The 18,421-nt window shown below is 73.7% G+C and carries 8 protein-coding genes; 3 read left to right on the top strand and 5 right to left on the bottom strand.

The annotated features are described in order from the left end of the window. Positions 1-499: 499 nt before the first annotated feature. A complete protein-coding gene (locus ACZ4VT_RS14080) occupies positions 500-1,468 on the bottom strand; it encodes a LysR family transcriptional regulator (protein WP_467949356.1) in 969 nt (322 codons plus the stop codon). Positions 1,469-1,751: 283 nt separating this feature from the next. Between ACZ4VT_RS14080 and ACZ4VT_RS14085 the strand changes: the two genes are divergently transcribed. The 3 genes from ACZ4VT_RS14085 (at position 1,752) to ACZ4VT_RS14095 (ending at position 7,285) form a co-directional block, all read left to right on the top strand. Continuing rightward, positions 1,752-5,066 carry an ALF repeat-containing protein gene (locus tag ACZ4VT_RS14085; RefSeq protein ID WP_467949357.1) on the top strand — a complete coding sequence of 1,105 codons (3,315 nt, stop codon included), beginning with the start codon at positions 1,752-1,754 and terminating at the stop codon, positions 5,064-5,066. A 70-nt stretch (positions 5,067-5,136) separates the two neighbouring features. Next, complete coding sequence (locus ACZ4VT_RS14090) at positions 5,137-5,640, top strand: hypothetical protein (protein ID WP_467949359.1); 504 nt, start codon at positions 5,137-5,139, stop codon at positions 5,638-5,640. 112 nt (positions 5,641-5,752) lie between these two features. After that, positions 5,753-7,285, top strand: a complete 1,533-nt coding sequence (locus ACZ4VT_RS14095; RefSeq protein ID WP_467949361.1) for an FG-GAP-like repeat-containing protein — start codon at positions 5,753-5,755, stop codon at positions 7,283-7,285. Positions 7,286-7,467: 182 nt separating this feature from the next. Here ACZ4VT_RS14095 and ACZ4VT_RS14100 read toward each other — a convergent pair whose 3' ends face one another. The 4 genes from ACZ4VT_RS14100 to ACZ4VT_RS14115 form a co-directional block, all read right to left on the bottom strand. Then, positions 7,468-7,770, bottom strand: a complete 303-nt coding sequence (locus tag ACZ4VT_RS14100) for a hypothetical protein (RefSeq protein WP_467949363.1) — start codon at positions 7,768-7,770, stop codon at positions 7,468-7,470. Between the two features lie 416 nt (positions 7,771-8,186). Further along, complete coding sequence (locus tag ACZ4VT_RS14105; protein ID WP_467949366.1) at positions 8,187-9,557, bottom strand: lipase family protein; 1,371 nt, start codon at positions 9,555-9,557, stop codon at positions 8,187-8,189. Positions 9,558-9,945: 388 nt separating this feature from the next. Continuing rightward, entirely contained in the window at positions 9,946-11,226 is a 1,281-nt protein-coding gene (locus ACZ4VT_RS14110; protein WP_467949368.1) for an MFS transporter, read from the bottom strand. Next, the gene (locus ACZ4VT_RS14115; protein ID WP_467949370.1) at positions 11,223-18,392 is read right to left on the bottom strand and encodes an amino acid adenylation domain-containing protein; all 7,170 of its coding nucleotides are present in this window, start codon (positions 18,390-18,392) and stop codon (positions 11,223-11,225) included. The genes ACZ4VT_RS14110 and ACZ4VT_RS14115 overlap by 4 nt, the downstream gene beginning before the upstream one ends. Positions 18,393-18,421 lie beyond the last annotated feature (29 nt).

The raw sequence follows: 18,421 nt of genomic DNA on the forward strand, positions 1-18,421 counted from the left end.
ACCGCCAGCGAACGGCCTTGATGACGTCCGCCTCGGTGAACATCGCGAACAGCTGCGCGTCCGCGCGGCGGACGGCCAGTACGGTCTCGTAAGGGGATAGGGCCGCTCTGTCCGTACGGCGCGATGGCATTCGGGATGGGCGCCGTGAGACATTCTCGCCGGCCATGGACGAAGGGTGGAACACCGGCTGGGCCGGGTGCTCGGGCACCGGAGACGCGGTTCGTGCGGGGAAGGATCCAGGCGCCCTCGCCGAACAGGGCTTGCCCCGTACGCAGCATCCTCGTCGGCAGCTCGCTCGCATACGTGGCATGGGGGTACTCGCCAGCCGCGTCGAATGCGGCTTTAACCGAGTCCCAGGCTCCCTCGTCACCGCTGAGGCAGAGGCGTCTCGTGATCCTCTCACCTGACGCTGACATCGACTCCGGGCGAGGCACCCACCGGTGGAAAGCCACAAGCAACCCGGCGATACCCCACACCCCCGACGGGATAAAGCGCTCTTTCAGGCCGGATCCGCTACCGCGCAGTCCGCTTGCCCGCTCTGCCGCCGGGCCGGGTCAGGCCCGGAGGCGGCGGGATAGAGGAGTCGGGCCGACTCAAGGGCGGTCGCGACGAAGGGGCGGATGGCGGGGGAGTTGTGCGACTTCAGCCAGACGGGAGCCCGGTCCAGGCGTGGCATGCCGGTGAGCGGGACGTAGGCGATGCCGGGACGGGTGTAGAACCGGGTGACCTGCTCGCCAACGATGACGGCGCCGGTTCCTGAAGCGACCACTTGCAGGGCTTCCATGAACGTCTCTATCTCGGGGCCCGGGGCGATCGGCCTGCCTTGTGGCGTGCGGTCGGGCCAAAGCTCGGAGAGCCATGTTCCGGGGGGCGTGCCGGCGACGCGTACGAGCGCGACGTCGGCGAGGTCCTCCATGGTCACGCTTTCGCGGCGGGCCAGGGCGTGGTTCGCGGGAACTGCCAGCATCCGCGGCTCGGAGAAGACCACGGGCCCGACGGCGATGTCGGGTTCGGTGATCGGCAGGGCGAGGATGAGGATGTCGACCTCTCCCTCGCGAAGTCGCGTCAGGGCGTTGAAGAGCTGGACCTCGCGGATGTGGACGCGCCAGCCGGGCTCGCGTTCGGGGAACATGTCGCCCGCCTGATGGGCGATCTGGCCGGCGGCGGCACCCATGAAGCCGACCCGCAAGGTGTCGACGGTCGCGCGGGTGCTGCTGACAGCGCGGGCGAAGGCGGCCTGGATCTCTTCGTACGCGGGCCGGACTTCGTCGTGAAGCCGGTGGCCGAGCGGAGTCAGGCGCACGCTGCGGTTGGTGCGCTCGAACAACGGCGCCCCGACCCTGCGTTCGAGTTTCTTGATGAGCTGGCTGACCCTGCCGGTGGTCACGTGCAGGCGTTCCGCAGTACGTCCGAAGTGCAGCTCCACGGCCAGCCCGAGGAACGCTTCCATTTCCAGGCGTTCGAGCACCCGGCCACCACCCCCTCGTTCGGCCCGTGTGTTGAACCTGGCTAAACACGGGTTCCCATATTGAGTGTTGTTCGGACGATCTCCAAAACGAGAGGCTGTGGGTCGGCCCGGCCGGCGATCGATCGCCCAGCCAGGATGCCGCAACCACCCGCTTCTCATCCGAACCGAGGAGATCTCCCTTGGGCAAGATCGTCACCCTGCCCTGCCCGTCACGCGACGACGTCACAGAGGTGTGCCCGTGACGCCACCGTCGTTGTGGAGCAGGCGCCGGATACTCAGCGCCATGGCCGGGGCCGCCGCGGTGCCGGCCATGGGGTCCGTCGTCACCTTGAGCGCCGGCCCGGCCCGGGCCGCCGAGGGCGACCCGGGCAACGGGCTGCCCCATACCGATCGGGGCAAGGCCGTATGGGCCTACAAGAGCGGCGGGCGGGCGGTCCGCGAGGCCGCTGCCGCCGCCCTCGTCGGCACCCCGGCCGCAGTTTCCGCCTTCCTCACGGGCGAACTGCCGCTCGCGACGGCGGACGACAACCGGTTCGGCGTACTCGCCGTCCTCCCCCTCGCGGACAAGTCGGTCCGCGAGAGCGCGAACGCGGCCCTGTCCGCGGGGGACGCGGCGATCGCCGCCTACCTGCGCGGCGGCTACGCGCAGTCGCTCGACACGGACACGCGGGCAGCGGTCTTCACCGTCATGAACAACAGCGGGACCGCCGTCAAGCGGGAAGCCGCCAAGGCGCTGGAGCTCGGCACCCCGGCGGCCATGCGCACGTTCCTGCAGACGACGCAGCACACCGCGCAGCAGGAGGACGAGCGGGCCGAGGTCTTCACGATCCTCACCACCGCCTCCCCCGAGGTCAAGAAGTACGCGGAGCGCGCCCTGGGCGACGGTTCTCCCGAGGCGATCCGCCAATTCCTCGCCTCCGGCCAGCACATCGCGCGTGCCCGTGACGAAGAAGCCGCGACGGTCGACCAGTTGGTCAAGATCGTGATCCGGGAGGGCAACCGGGCGAAGCTGCAGACGGAACAGGCCGTGGCCGCCTCGAACCGGGCCAAGGACGCCGCGGAAAAGGCGAAGGCCGCCGCGCTGAAGGCCGCCGCCGAGGCGAGGGCGGCGCAGAACGACGTACGGAAGTCGGCCAAGGCGGCGAACAGCGCCGCGAGTGCCGCACGGGGCGCCGCGAGCGCCGCACACACGGCCATCTCCGCATCCCGTACCGCTCAGGCCGCCTCCAGCCGCGCCGCGCAGGCCGCTCAGGCCGCCGCCGGCGCCGCCGCCGCCGCGGGCCGTGCCGCCTCGCGGGCCTACGGCGCGGCCATCGCCGCCTCGAAGGACGCCGGCAAGGCCTCAGCCGCGCGCCAGGCCGCCCAGGGCGCACGGGACGCGGCCGGGCGTGCGCGCACGGCTGCCGCTGCCGCCGAACAGGCCGGCGTCGCCTCGCAGCAGTCGTCCTCCGCCTGCGCCGCCGCCACGAGCGCGGCCCAGAACGCGGCGGCCGCCGCGAACGCCGCCGCCGACGCGGCCGCCGCCGCCGGCAGCGCCAAGTCCCAGGCGGCCGAGGCCAGGGCTGCTGCGGCCGAGGCAGACACGGCCGCCGCACGCGCCGCCCGCGCCGCGACCATTTCGCAGACCCTCGCGAACCGGGCCGCCACCGCCGCCCGTGCGGCACGCGACGCCGCCAACAGTGCCGCGGCCCATGCGGAGAAGGCCGCGGCAGCCGCGGACGACGCCGCGGCGAACGCGGGCAAGGCGATCGACTACGCCAAGCGTTCCACCGCCTACTCGGAAGCCGCGCTGCAGGCTGCCAACGCGGCGGCCGAGGCGGTCAAGGAAGCCCGGAGCGTGGAGCAGGCGGCCCGGGACGCGGAGGGCGCCCGTATCGCCGAGGACACCGCGATGGGAGTCGAGGAGGCCCGCCTCAGGGCACAGGCCGAGATCGACGAAACCGCTCGGGCGGCCAGGGAGCGCACGCAGGCGGACAAGACCGCCTCGGACATCAAGGACCTCGTCGCGAACGCCACCGCGGCATTGCGCGGCGGTGACTCGGCCACGGCCGTCACGGTCGGCCGGATGGCCGCCGTGAGGCTCCTGGACTCGCCGGGCACGTGGACGCGCGACGCCGCGGAGTTCGCCCTCGCAGGCGCCGAACACGATGTCGCCAACTGGCTCGACACCGACCGTCTCCTCGCCGAGCAGCAGGACGACCGGGAGACCGTGCTCGCCCTGGCCGGGACGGCCGGGGCGGAGGTCGCCGAGGCCGCCCACCGAGCGCTGGCGAGCGAGGATCCGAACGCGGCCCGCGATTTCCTCACCCACGGGGTCATCGAAGCCTCCGCCACGCGGAACCGCGTCATCGTGTTCGAGCTCCTGAACCAGAACCCGGGCAGGAACGTCAGGGCCAAGGCCGAGGCGGCCCTGGCCGAGGGAAGCGCCACGGCCCTGCACCGCTTCCTCACCATCGAACTGGTGGACGCGGTGAAGGTCGACGACCAGGCCGAGGTGTTCGCCCTCCTCTCCGCCGGCGGCCCCTACATGAAATCGGCCGCGCAGATCGTGCTGGAGGGCCCCGCCCGCATGCGGCGGAGCTTCGTCCTGGAGGACCGGTTCAACGTCGCCCGCCTGGACCAGGACCACGCCACCCACGTCGCCGCGATCCGCGCCTCCATCGCGCACGCCGCCAAGGTAGCGGCGAAGGCCCTGGAGGACGCGGCACTGGCTTGCAAGGCGGCGGCCGAAGCCCGTCAGTCCGCGGTGGACGCCAGCAGTTGGGCTCTGAAGGCGCAGGGCCATGCCGCGGACGCCGAGAACGCGGCGCGGGACGCCCGGACGAACGCCGATGCCGCCGACGCGTCCGCGGCAGAGGCGGCCAAGTCGGCGGCGAGTGCCAAGCAGGCGGCATCCGCGGCCCAGGTGGCCTCCCGTTCCGCGAACCATTCGATGCGGCAGGCCGTGTCGTCGGCGCGGCAGGCGGTCTCCTCCGCGTCGAGCGCCCAGGCGAGCGCCAGTCAGGCCGGCGCCTCCGCCCTGCAGGCAGGTCGGGACGCGAAGGCCGCCGCCGACGCGGCCAGCGAAGCCCGCGCGATCGTCATCGCGAAGTGCAGGGCCGAGGCCGTGGCAGCGGCGCGGCAGGCGGCCGAGAAGGCCAGGCAACACGAGGCGAACGGCACCGACCCCTCCCAAACCTCCGCCAGCGACACTCCCTGGTACGTGGAGAAGGAACTGTGGCCCGCCGACACCGGCAGCGACAAGGACTGGGCGCTGGTCACCAAGCACTGGTCCACGATCGCCGGCCTGGCCTCGCTCGGTGTCATGTTCGGTGGATTCCTGTTCCCGCCTGCCTCGCCTGTCCTGGGCCCAACCGCTCTCGTGCTCGGCGGCGTCTCCGTGGCCATCAAGGGAGTCAGCACCTATTTCACGGGCCAGGCATACGGCTGGGACAGCAGCGAATTCCACACATCACTCGGGCTGTTCGTGCTCGGCGGCATGTTCCTCGGGAAGTCCGCCTGGCTCGAAAAGTCGGGCCTGGCCCACGCGGTGGGCGGCAAGATCTCGGACTTCACGGATGAAGCGGTGAGCACGATCATCGGCTTGCTGAAGTGGTAGACCCCTCGGCCCATCCGTGTTCACGGCTGCCGCGGCGGCCGACTCCCTCCGCATGAAAAGGAACGACACAATGAAGCTCGTACGACGCGTCATCGCGACCACGGCGGCAGCGGCGGCCTGTATCGCCCTCGCCGTCACCGCGACGCACGCCAGTGAGGCCCCCGCCCAGGGCACGGCTGCGGTGAGCGCCGACCTGCCCCCGTACGCGATGGAGGACTTCGCGTACCCGGACGCCGCGAGGATCCAGTCCGAACTCGGCATCACCCTCAAGCGCGGCGACGGGCACATCACCCTCGCCGACTGCGCCTCCGCCACGGGTCTGATGGAGGTGTACTCCCGGACCAAGGGCAAGTTCTGCTTCCGCGCCACCGGGAAGACCGGCCACCTCAGCCTGGAGATACCCGCGGTCTACGGAATGAAGGGCGACGCCGCCCACCAGGCCGATGTGACGCTGACCGCCGAGGGCAGCAAGCAGAACGTGACCGTGGCCCCGAACGAGTGGAAGGGCGTGGGCGAGGCCGCCGACCCCGAACGTCGCGACCACGTCCTCGTCGAGATCACCGTCTCCTCGTAGCCCTTCACCGACGGCCGGCGGGGGGAGATCTCGCCGGAGCGTCGCCTTCGCCCCCCTTCCGTCCGCCGTCTCGCGCGGCCGGAACGCCCTGACTCGATTTTCGGAGAACGTCATGTCGAACGTACGTAGGCGCAGAGCGTGGATCGGCGGCTCCGCCGTCGTCGCCGCGATGGCCGGAGGCCTGCTGGCCTCGCCTTCGCACGCCCTGCAGGGAACCGCGGCCGACGCGGCCACCCACGCCCACACCGCCAGCATCGTCATCGGCAACGCCGAGCGCGCTTGCACGGGCACCCTCGTGGCCCCCCAGTGGGTCCTGTCCGCCGCGAGCTGTTTCGCCGACGCGACCGGCGCCGTCCAGCCCGGCAAGCCCAAGACCGCCACCACGGTCACCGTCGGCAGGACGGACCTGACCCAGACCACCGCGGGAGCCACCCGCTCCGCGATCCGGCTCGTCCCGCACCCTGAGCGGGATCTCGTCATGGTGAAGCTGGACACCGGCATCGCCAACCTGAAGCCGGCTGTCCTGGCCACCACTCCCGCCGGGGCCGACGAGGCCGTGCGGGCGGCCGGCTTCGGCCGGACCAAGACCACCTGGGTCCCCGACCGCCTGCACACCGCTGCCTTCACGGCGGTCGGCAACGGCTCCGCCGACCTCGCTCTGACCGCCTCCGGCGACGGGGCCATCTGCCAGGGTGACGCGGGCGGCCCCGTGCTGCGCGAGAAGAACGGCACCCAGGAGCTCCTCGCCGTCACCAGCCGTTCGTGGCAGGGGGGATGCCTCGGCACGCCGTCCACGGAGACCCGTACGGGGGCCGTCGCGACCCGTGTGGACGACGTGCGGTCCTGGGTCGCGAGCACGTCATACGCCGTTCCGGGCGACCTGACCGGCGACAACAAGCCGGACCTCGTCGCGGTCGATGACACCGGCCAGCTGCGCCTGTACCCCGGTACGGGCACCGGCGGCCTCGGCACGCACACGATCATCGGCACCGGCGGCTGGTCGGGAGCCTCCGTGACGCACCGGGGCGACTGGAACGGCGACGCCATGGAGGACGTCGTCGCCCGCGTCGGCGGCGAGGTCCGCGTCTACCCCAACCTCGGCAACGGCACCCTGGGCGCGCCGATCAAGATCGCCGCTGGTCTGCCCATCGCCGCCCAGGTCGTCAGCATCGGTGACACCAACCGCGACGGGAAACCGGACCTGGTCGTCACGCACACCAACAAGCTCTTCCTGTACCCGGGTGTCGTCGGCACCGCCGCGGCCGTCGGCGCTCCCGTCGTCATCGGCAACGGCGGCTGGGACGTCATGGACCTGAGCGCTCTCGGCGACGCCAACAAGGACGGCCGCCCGGACCTGCTGGCCCGCGACACCCGCGACGGCATCCTCTACGCCTACCTCGGCCAGCCCGACGGGAAGACCTTCAGCGACCTCAACGAGTTCGGCCGCGCCTACACCACCGCCAACCGACCGCTCATCGCCGGCGCCGCGGACGCCAACCTCGACGGCACGGCCGACATGTGGGCCACCGCCGGCGACGGCACCCTCAAGTTCTACAAGGGCGGCGCCGACATCCACGGCCCCATCGACGGCCCGAGCATCCAGGTCGGCAGCGGCGGCTGGGGCGCCATCAAGTCCATCAGCTGACCCGGCACCGGGCTCCGGCCCGGACTCCGACGTCGCCCGCCTACCGGCCCCGGCAAGAACTCTCTTGCCGGGGCCGGTGGGCGCTGCGTTCCTGTGTCCGTCTTGCCCCCCACACGTCGGTGACGTGGTCATCGCTCCATGGCAAAGCCCCAGGTCAGCGACCTGGGGCTTTGAGTCTGTCGCTACCAGCTCTGCCACGCCGGGGCGGGGTAGAGGGGTGCGCGCCGCTTGCGGGCTTCGAGCCCGAGGAACATGGCTCCCGAGGCGAGGGTCGCGAGGAATGACACCACCATGGCCAGCGGCAGCAGAACGTTGGCGGGTTCCCCCAGGCCCAGCCACAGCGCTGCCGTACCCATCGCAAGGGCCACCAGCAACAGAATCCTCGCCGTGAGCGACAGCTTGCCGCTCACCGCGACGAGGGCATACCCGATGAGCAGCCCCGGCGCGACGGCCACCATCAGGCCCAGGAACAAGAAGACGAGCAAGGCGATGATCATGTCGTACCGACCTCCGGATCTCATGGCCAACTCGCGCCGAAGGCAGACGGATCCACGTCCCCCTGGTCTGGCAGGCCTTTCCGAACGCCATGCTGTCAGATGTTCTGAACGCGTTCAACTCGGCTCGTGGACGGTGCCGCAGGAGGGGAGCAACGCCCCGGTACCCCGGGAAGGGCCGTGCCGGCAGGCTTTCGTTGTGTCGCCCGTCGGCCCGCACATCCGGGGGAGGCCGATGGACCGGAGAAGCTTGACGCGAAGGGCCCCCGCGCTGCGTGCGCGGGGGCCCGGTGGCGGTGGCTCAGTCCTTGTCGGGCCGGCCGGGAGGGATCAGGAGCTTCGCCGGATCGGTCAGCCCGGTGCTGTACTCGGTACGGCTCCGCCCGTGCCGGTGGCGGCCGGTGCGGTCAGCCGATGAGTTCGGCGAGGATCCACTCGGCGAGACGCTCCGTCACGAGGCTGTGCTCGGAGTTGGTGTCGTCGCAGTGGAAGGCGTCCAGCTCGCTACGGCCGGCAGGGAGGTCGTTGAGGGGGGTGGTGAGGTCGACGTCCCAGGTGACGGGGTCGTACTTGAGGGCGACGGCGCTGACCGAGGGCACGAAGCAGCCGGAGCGGTGGCGCTCGTCGATCGTGGCGCCGAGCGCGTCGGCGAGCATGCCGTAGGAGGCGAGGGTGCCACCGGGCGCGCCGTCGAGTGGGGGGACCTCGCTGGTTCGGCTCGTACGGTAGCCGAGGACCAGGGCCGACATCCGTACGACTTCCTGGAGCCGGCCGAAGGCCGGCTGGGTGCGCAGTACCGCGCGGGCGATTCCCGGGGCCCTCCAGTCGAAGACCAGCTCGTCGGGCAGCAGCGGGCCCGCGGTGCCGTCGCCGGTGCCGTTGGCGACGCCGATCCTGCGCAGGCCCGGCTTGGACGGGAACCATCCGATGTCCTTCAGGTCCTGGAGGAACCGGACACGCTTCTCGCTCCAGGTCGCGACGGCGCCGGAGTCCTTGGCGTTGGGCACCCAGGCCCACAGGAGCTGCTGGGCGGCGGCGCTCCTGATCAGCTCGGCCTGCTTCGGCTTGCCGGAGGGATCGGGGACGGACTCGAAGAAGTACGCCAGCTGCTGGAGTGCGACCGGGATCCAGGCGCCGTTGTGCGGGGAGTCGTAGGACAGGTAGATGCGGCTCTCGTGGTCCTCGCCCTCGTTCTCCATCCAGGCCAGCGCGTATCGGGTGATGAGTCCGCCCATGCTGACGCCGCCCACGATCAGGGGGGCGCCGCCCTCCTGCCGGTCGGCGATGGCCTTGCGGATGGCGCTGACCGCGACGGCGGCGTTGGCCTGGATGTGGGTGTGGCGCTCCTTGAAGCCCAGCAGGATGACGTCCACGCCCGCGGCGAGCAGCTGGCTGAGCAGCCGCTTGCCGTCGGCGTTGTAGGGCGCGTCGAGGTGGGCGTAGAGACCGCCGAGTTCGCTCTCGCCGTAGTTGAACCCGTCCGCGAAGATCATCGGGTTGACGAGGCCCTTGTGGGGCGTGCCGTCGGGGGCGAGGCCGTAGTAGACGGCGGCGGTGCCGGTGGCCGTCTCGCCCTCGTACTCCCACGCGCCGGTGAGCTGCCACACCGTATTCGGCTTGTTCACCTTGCGGGCCGTGTCCGCCCGCAGTGCGGGGGTGAACAGCACTCCCTGCCGCAGGGATTCCGGCGCGCTGCCCTGCTTCTTGTCGGCGCCTTCCGCGTCCGTCCACGGATCGGGGCTGACGTCGACCCTCGGTTCGCCATTGCGCATAGCCATGTACTGCCGCCTTGCCTTGTCAGTCGGATGAGTCACCGCAGGGACCGCCTTCGGCCGGGTGGTGCCGCGCCCCGGTGGCCGTTCTGGCTGCCCGGGTACGCCTGGCGCCCGCGCCGGTGTCGCACCACCGATGGCCTGCGCGGTCCTGCCAACGGGGAAGGTATGTGCGCTGATCGGGTCCGGGTGGCAGCGACACCGGGCGCGCGCACCGCGCCAAGGCGCACCGGCCCCATCGGGCCCCGCGCCCCCGTGCGCCTCCGGCAGCGCCTCCAGGAGCAGGTCCTCCAGCCCACGAAGACCGAAAAGCCGGCCGGGATTTCCTGTACCTCACCGCCGATGGACGACTTCGGGGGACGTGACCGGGTCCGGTGTCGGTTGCACGGGGCGCTCACGGGGTGACCTCGTCCGCCTTCCTGGCCGGCTCCGGGGCCGGCGGGAGGTCCTGTCCGGCGCGGAGTGGGCCCGTCAGGAGGAGCAGTGCGCACAGCGCGTTGCCGCCGTAGAGGAGCCACAGGGCGTCGCGTTCGCCGAGGAGGGCGCCGAGGGCGCCGCCGAGGAGGCTGCCGACGGGAATCGTCCCGTACATCACGAAGCGGATGGTGGAGCCGACCCGGCCCAGCAGGTCCGGCGGGCAGTACGCCTGCCGGAAGCTCACGATGATGACGTTCCCGGCGACCACCCCGGTCATCAGGCAGAACTCCCCGACCAGGAAGGCCAGCAGCCCCACCCCGTCCGTCGTGAGCGGGATGAGCAGGCCGAACGGGCCCCCGCAGAAGGCGCACAGCAGGACCGCCCGGGCCGTGCCGAACCGGCGGGCCAGGCGCGGCGAGATCACCGCGCCCAGGACCCCGCCCAGCCCGGCCAGCGCGATGAGGGCACCGATCAGCGCGCCCGGCGCGCCCACCGTCCGGCTCAGGAACAGGATCGACAGGGACTGCGCCCCGGCCAGGAACAGGTTCATCGCGGCGTCGCACAGCAGGATCGTCCGCAGGAACGGGTCCCGGGTGAGGAAGGCCACGCCCGCGCGGATCTCCTTGACCAACGACCGTTTCGCGGCGGCCCGTTCCCCACCGCCCGGCGGGCCCTCCGGGGTCCGGATCCGCATCAGCAGTGCCGCCGAGACCAGGAAGCTCAGGCCGTCGGCGAGGAAACCGGCGGCCGCGCTCCCGGCCTGGGCCAGCGCTCCGCCGGCCCCCGGTGCGAGGACCTCCGCGACCGATTCGCTGGTCTGGAGCCGGGCGTTGCCGTCGGCGAGCTCCTCGTGTGGCAGCACGGTCGGCAGGTACGCGCTGTAGGCGGCCCGGAAGAACACGTCGGCGGTGCCCGCCAGGACGGCCACCAGCATCAGTTGAGCGGTCGTCAGGGCCTCCAGCCAGACCGTCGCGGTCAGCGACAGCATCAGCAGCGCCGACACCACGTTGCACACGATCATCACCGGCCGGCGGCGCATCCGGTCGGTCCACGCCCCCACGGGCAGCCCGAACAGCAGCCACGGCACCCAGGCCGCGGCGTTCAGCACCCCCATGGTGAAGGGCCCCGCGTCCAGCGTGTCCACCGCGATCAGCGGCAGCAGCACCCGGGTGGCCGCGCTCCCGAACTGGCTCACGGACTCTCCCGCCCACAGCAGCCGGAAGTCCCGGCGGCGCAGCGCGCCGCGACGGGCGCTCACCGGCCCACCGTGCCCTCGCCCAGCAGCGCGGCGATCTCGGCGGCGGGCTTGGGCGCCATCATCTCGCCGTGCGCGCAGGGCACTTCGTGGTGGGCGACTGAACCGGTGACGTACGGCTCCCACACCCGCGGCCCGGGCGCGTCCGGCTCGTGGGCGGCGGCGGCCAGCGTCACACCGCCCCGGAACACCCCCGGACGGTGGGCGGCGGCCAGCCGGTCGTGGTGGACGTAGGCCGCGCCCAGGGCGGCGACGGTGTCCCCGTCGAAGACCGACAGCGGGCCCTCCTCGGCGGCCGCCGCCGCCACCAGCTCGGCGAGGGTCAGCGGACCCCCTCCGGCCGCGCCGTACTCCTCCCGCGGCGGATAGCCGAGCGATTCCAGCAGGTCCCGCAGCGGGTCCGCGGCCGGGGCCGCCGTCTCGCCGGGGGCCGCCGGATACCCGTCCAGCAGGGTGAGCCCGGCCACCTCCTCGCCGTCCTGCTGGAGCGTCACGGCCACCTCGTGCGCGACCACCGCCCCGAAGGACCAGCCCAGCAGGTGGTACGGGCCGTGCGGCTGCGCCACGCGGATCCGCGCCGCGTACTCCGCGGCCATCTCCGCGACGCTCCCGGGCCGTGCCCCCGGCTCGCTCAGCGCCCGCGACTGCAGGGCGTGCACGGACCGCTGCGGGTCCAGGTGTTCCAGCAGCCCCCGGTACACCCAGCCGGTGCCCGCGCCCGGATGGACGCAGAACAGGGCGGGCGCGCCGGGCGCCCCCGTGCGCAGCGTGACCATCGGCGCCAGCGGGTCCGCGTCCCCGCGGGGGACCGCGCCGCCGGAGCGGGCGGCGAGCCCGGCGACCGTGGGCGCGGCGAACAGGTCCTGGACCCCGAGCTCCTCGCCCAGCGCCTCGCGCACCCGGGCCATCAGCCGGGCCGCCAGCAGGGAGTGGCCGCCCAGGTCGAAGAAGCCGTCGTCGGCGCCGACGACGTCGACGGGCAGCCCCAGCACCTCGGCGAACAGGCCCGCCAGGACCTCCTCCCGCCGGCTGCGCGGCGCCCGGCGCACACGGCCGTCCCCGGCCGCGCCGGGCTCCGGCGCGGGCAGCGCGGCCCGGTCGAGCTTGTCGTTCGGCGTCCGCGGGAACGCGTCGAGCACGACGAACGCCGACGGCACCATGTGCGCCGGCAGCGTGCCCGCCAGATGGGCGCGCAAGTCCGCCGCGTCCACCGCGGAGCCCGTGCCGCCGTCGCCGCCGGGGGCCGGGACCACGTACCCGACCAGCCGCTTCGCACCGCCGGGGCCGTCCTCCCGTACGGTCACCGCGGCCCGGTCCACCCCGGGCGCCGCCGCGAGCGCGGCCTCGATCTCGCCGGGTTCGACGCGGAAGCCGCGGATCTTGACCTGGTCGTCGGCGCGGCCGAGGTACTCGATGCGGCCCTCGCGGTCCCAGCGGACGAGGTCGCCCGTGCGGTACATGCGGGCCCCGTCCTCGAAGGGGCAGGCCACGAACCGCTCCGCCGTCGTCCCCGGGCGGCGCAGGTAGCCCCGCGCCAGCCCGGCACCCGCCAGGTACAGCTCGCCGGGCACCCCCGGCGCCACCGGGTTCAGCGCCGCGTCGAGCACGTAGGCGCGGACGTTGGCGACGGGAGCGCCGATGAGCGGGCGCTCGCTGCGCGCGGTGTCCCACCACAGGGCGTCGACCGTGCACTCGGTGGGTCCGTACAGGTTGTAGGCGAGCATCCCCTCCGTGGCGCGCAGCCGGCTCCACAGGCCCTCGCCCGCGGCCTCCCCGCCGATCAGCAGCAGCCGCGGCGGGGCGTTGAGCAGGCCCTCCTCGATCAGGTGCTCGGCGTGCGTCGGCGTGGTGTCGACGACGTCGAGGGCGGCGTCGGCGACGTGCCGGGCGAAGGCGGCGGAGTCGCGGCGCATGGCGTCGCCGATCAGGTGGAGTTCGTGCCCGGCCACCATCCACATCAGGGCGTCCCAGGAGGCGTCGAAGGACAGCGAGGCCACCAGCGCCACCCGCAACTGCCTTCCCGCAGAGATCCGTTCCGCCTCCGCCATGGTGTGGGCGCGGTGGAAGGCGTACAGGTTGCGCAGCGCGGCGTGGTCGACGACGACGCCCTTGGGCCGGCCCGTGGACCCCGAGGTGTACACGACGTACGCGGCGTCGCCCGGCCGGGGCCGCCGCAGCGGCCCGGCACCGGGCGCGGAGGCGGCGGCCGCGTCCTCCTCGTCGGTGAGGACGAGCGGGACCCGCGCCGTCCCCGCGAGCGGCAGCAGCGGGGCGGTCGCGGAGTCCGTGACCAGCAGCGCCGGGGCGGAGTCGGCCAGCATGTGCGCGATCCGCTCGGCCGGGTATCCGGTGTCCACCAGGACGAACGCCGCACCGGCCTTGAGGACGGCGAGGATCGCGGCCACCGCCGCCGGGGAGCGCGGCAAGGCGATGGCCACCACCCGCTCCGGACCCGCCCCGTCCCGAACGAGACGCCGGGCGAGCCGGTCGGACCAGGCGTCGAGGGCGGCGAAGCCGATCCGCTCGGCGCCGTCCACCAGCGCGGTCGCGTCCGGGGTGCGGGCGGCACGCGCCGCGAACAGCTCGGGCACGGTGGCGTCCGGCACCGGCAGCGCGGTGTCGTTCCACTCCGTCAGCATCCGCCGGCGGGCCGCGGGCGTCAGCGGGTCGGCGGCCGAGACCGGCAGCTCCGGCGCCGCCGTGAGCAGCCGGACCATCCGTACCAGGGCCGCGGCGAGGTCCTCGGCGGTGGCGTGGTCGAACAGCTCGGCCGCGTACTCCAGGAAGCCCGAGATCCCGGCGGGGCGGCCCTCGGCGTCCCGGCGTTCCTGGACGTCCAGCGTCAGGTCGAACTGGGCGACGTCGAAGCGGAACGGCTCGGGGCGGACGTCGAGGCCGGGTAGCGCGAGCGTCCCGTCCTCGCCGTCCTGCACTTGGAGCAGCACCTGGAAGAGGGGGTGGCGGGCGAGGGACCGCTCGGGGTTGACCGCCTCCACCACCCGCTCGAAGGGCACGTCCTGGTGTTCGTACGCCGCGAGGTCGGTCTCCCGGACCCGGCCCAGGAGTTCGGCGAAGGTCGGATCGCCCGAGACGTCGGTGCGCAGGACGAGGGTGTTGACGAAGAAGCCGACGAGGTCGTCCAGGGCCTCGTCCGTACGGCCCGCGACGGGCGTCCCGATCGGTACGTCGGTCCCCGCGCCGAGCCGGGACAGGGTCACGGCCAGCGCCGCCTGCACCACCATGAAGAGGGTGCAGCCGGACTCGCGGGCCAGTTCCAGCAGTCGGCCGTGCAGCTCGGCGTCCAGGCCGACGGGGACGGAGCCGCCCGCGAAGTCCGCCACCGCCGGGCGCGGCCGGTCGTAGGGCAGGGCCAGCTCGGCGGGCGCGCCGGCCAGTGCGTCGGTCCAGAAGACGAGTTGGCGGGAGACCGGGCTCGCGGGGTCGTCCTCCGCGCCGAGCAGCTCCCGCTGCCACAGGGTGTAGTCGGCGTACTGCACCGGTAGCGGTTCGAAACCGGGCGCGGCGCCCGCGCACCGGGAGGCGTACGCCTCGGACAGGTCCCGGAACAGCGGCCCCCAGGACCACCCGTCGAGCGCGATGTGGTGCACCACCAGGGCCAGCACCCACTCCTGGGGCCCGGCCGCGAGCAGCGCCGCCCGTACGGGGGGCCGCGCGGCCAGGTCGAACGGGCGGGCCAGCAGCGCGTCGAGGGCCCCGGCGGTTCCCCCCGGACCGCATTCCACCAGGTCCAGGGGCACGCCGCCCCCTTCGGGCAGCACCCGCTGGTACGGCTCGCCCGCCGCCTCCGGGAACACCGTGCGCAGGGCCTCGTGCCGGTCGGTGACGTCCCGCAGGGCCGCGGCCAGCGCCGACGTGTCCAGCGGGCCGCGCAGCCGCAGCGCGAACGGGCAGTGGTAGCCCACGGACTGGCCCGCCCGGCTCAGGAACCACAGCCGGCGCTGGGCGGCCGACAGCGGCGGGGCCCCGGGCCGCTCCGCCGCCGCGGTCAGCGCCGGACGGGGGGCCGCCCCGGCCGCGGAACCCTGCGCCAGGCAGGCGGCCAGCCCGGCCACCGTCGGGTGCTGGAACAGCAGGCGGATGCCCAGGTCGCCGCCCAGGACGGCCCGGATCCGCGAGAGCAGCCGGGTCGCGAGCAGCGAATGCCCGCCCAGTTCGAAGAAGCTGTCCTCGGCGCCCACCGACGGCAGCCCCAGTACCTGCGCGAACAGCTCCGCCAGGAGCTCCTCGCGGGGCCCGCGCGGGGCGCGGGAGGAGAGCAGCGCGCCGAAGTCCGGCGCGGGCAGCGCCGCCCGGTCCAGCTTCCCGTTCCGGTTCATCGGGAAGGCCTCCAGGACCACGAAGGCCGAGGGCACCATGTGGTCCGGCAGCCGTGCGGCGAGCCAGCCGCGCAGCGCGCCCGGCTCAGGCCTGCGGCCCGCGGCCGCCACCACGTACGCCACGAGGCGCTTCCCGGCGGGCCCGCCGCCCCGGGCGAGCACCGCGGCCTGCGCCACCTCCGGGCAGGCCCGCAGGCAGGCCTCGATCTCGCCGGGTTCGATGCGGAAGCCGCGGATCTTGACCTGGTCGTCGGCGCGGCCGAGGTACTCGATGCCGCCCTCGCGGTCCCAGCGGACGAGGTCGCCCGTGCGGTACATGCGGGCCCCGTCCTCGAACGGGCAGGCCACGAAGCGGCCCGCGGTGAGCGAGGGGCGGTTCAGGTAGCCGCGGGCCAGGCTCGGTCCGGCCAGGTACAGCTCGCCCGGGATGCCCGGGGCGACGGGCCGCAGCCCGGCGTCCAGGACGTACGCCCGGGTGTTGGCGAGCGGGCGGCCCACGAGCGGCTCCTCGCTGAGGGCGGCGTCCCACCACAGGGTGTCGACGCTGCACTCGGTGGGCCCGTACAGGTTGTGGCAGAGCATCCCGTCGGCGGCCCGGACCCGCGTCCACAGGGCCGCGCCCGCCGCCTCGCCGCCGAGCAGCAGCACCTTCGGCCGGTGCGCGGGATCGTCCAGCAGGCCCTCCTCGACGAGCTGTTCGGCGTAGGTCGGGGTGACGTCCAGGGCGTCGATGCCGGCGCGGGCGATGTGCCGGACCAGCGCGGCCGCGTCGCGGCGGGTGTCGTCGTCGATGAGGTGGAGCTCGTGGCCGGCCACCATCCACAGCAGCCCCTCCCACGACGTGTCGAAGGACAGCGCGGCCGTCAGCGCCATGCGCATCCGGCGCCCGCCGTGCAGCTCCTCCGCGCGGGCGATGACCCCGGCCCGGTGGAAGGCGTAGAGGTTGCGCAGCCCCGCGTGGTCGATGACGACGCCCTTGGGCTCGCCCGTCGACCCCGAGGTGTGGATCACGTACGCGGCGCTGCCGGGCAGGATCCGGCGGCCCGGGACGGGACCGGGGGCGCCCTCCCGGACCGGGCCCGGCGCGTCGACGAGGACGCGGACGGCGCCGGTGTCCGGGAGCCCCGGGGCGGTCGCGGCGTCGGTCACGACGGTGGTCGTGGTGCCCAGCAGCCGGGCGATCCGCTCGGCCGGGTAGTCCGTGTCGACGGGAACGAAGGCGGCGCCCGCCTTGAGCACCGCGAGCAGCGCCACGACGGAGTCGGCGGACCGGGGCAGAGCCAGGGCCACCAGGTGCTCCGGGCCGACCCCGTGCCCGGCGAGCCGGTGCGCCAGTACGTCGGCGCGGGCGTCGAGTTCGGCGAAGGTCAGCGCGGTGTCCCGGAAGACCAGGGCGGTCGCGCCGGGGGTGCGGGCGGCCCGCTCCTCGAACAGCTCGGGCAGGGTCTCCGCGGGCACCGGCGCGGCCGTGTCGTTCCAGCCGGACAGGACCAGCGCGCGCTGCTCGGCCGAGAGCGGGTCGGCCTGCCCGACCGGGGCGGCGGGGTCGGCGGCGAGGCGCTCCAGCACCCGGGTGAGGGCGGCCGCGAGGTTCTCGGCGGTGGCCCGGTCGAACAGGTCCGTCGCGTACTCCAGGGCTCCGCCGATCCCGGCCGGGGCTCCGCCCGAGTCCCACCGCTCCTGGAAGTCGACGGTGAGGTCGAACTTGGCGACGTCCCAGGCGGCGGACTGCTCCGCGCACTCCAGGCCGGGCAGGGCGAAGGCGGGGCCCTCGCCGCTGTCCAGGGTCATCATCACCTGGAAGAGGGGGTGGCGGGCGAGGGACCGTTCGGGGTTGACCGCCTCGACGACCTGCTCGAAGGGCGCCTCCTGGTGCTCGAAGGCGGCGAGGTCGCTCTCCCGCACCCGCTCCAGGAGCTCGGTGAAGGCCGGGTCCCCGGAGAGGTCGGTGCGCAGGACGAGCGTGTTGACGAAGAAGCCGACGAGGTCGTCCAGTGCCTCGTCCGTGCGGCCCGCGACGACGGTTCCGATCGGGATGTCGGTGCCGGCCCCGAGGCGGGACAGGAGCACCGACAGGCCGGCCTGGAGGACCATGAAGAGGGTGCAGCCGTGCTGCGGGGCCAGTTCCAGCAGCCGTCCGTGCAGCCCCGCGTCCAGCTCGACGGGGACGGAGCCGCCCGCGAAGCTCGCCACCGCGGGGCGCGGCCGGTCGGCGGGCAGGGCAAGTTCGGCCGGGGATCCGGCCAGCTCCCGCGTCCAGAAGGCCAGTTGCTCGGCGAGCAGGCTCTCCGGGTCGCCCTCCGCGCCCAGCAGTTCGCGCTGCCACAGCGTGTAGTCCCGGTACTGCACCGGCAGCGGCTCGAAGGCGGGCGCCCCGCCCGCGCACCGGGCGGCGTAGGCGGCGGCCAGGTCGGTGAGGAGCGGCCCCCAGGACCAGCCGTCGGTGGCGATGTGGTGGATCACCAGGGCCAGCACCCACTCCTCGTCGCCCAGGGCGAAGAGGCGGGCCCGCAGGGGGAGTTCGGCGGTCAGGTCGAAGACGTGCCCGGCCTCGGCGGCCAGCGCGTCGGCGAGCGCCGCCTCGCCGAGGCGGACGACGGGCAGCTCCGGCGCGCAGTCGGTGATCTGTTGCACGGGCTCGCCGTCCACCTCGGGGAAGACCGTCCGCAGCACCTCGTGCCGCCCGGTCAGATCGCCGAGGGCCGCGGCCAGCGCCCCCGGGTCCAGCGGACCGCGCAGCCGGGTGGTGAGCGGGCAGTTGTACGCGGCGCCGGTCTCGCCGAGCTGGTTGAGGAACCACAGCCGCCGCTGGGCGAACGAAACGGGAAACACGGGACCTCCGGGGGCGTGCGTGGTGGTGC

It is taken from the genome of Streptomyces sp. NPDC029164 (assembly GCF_055563995.1).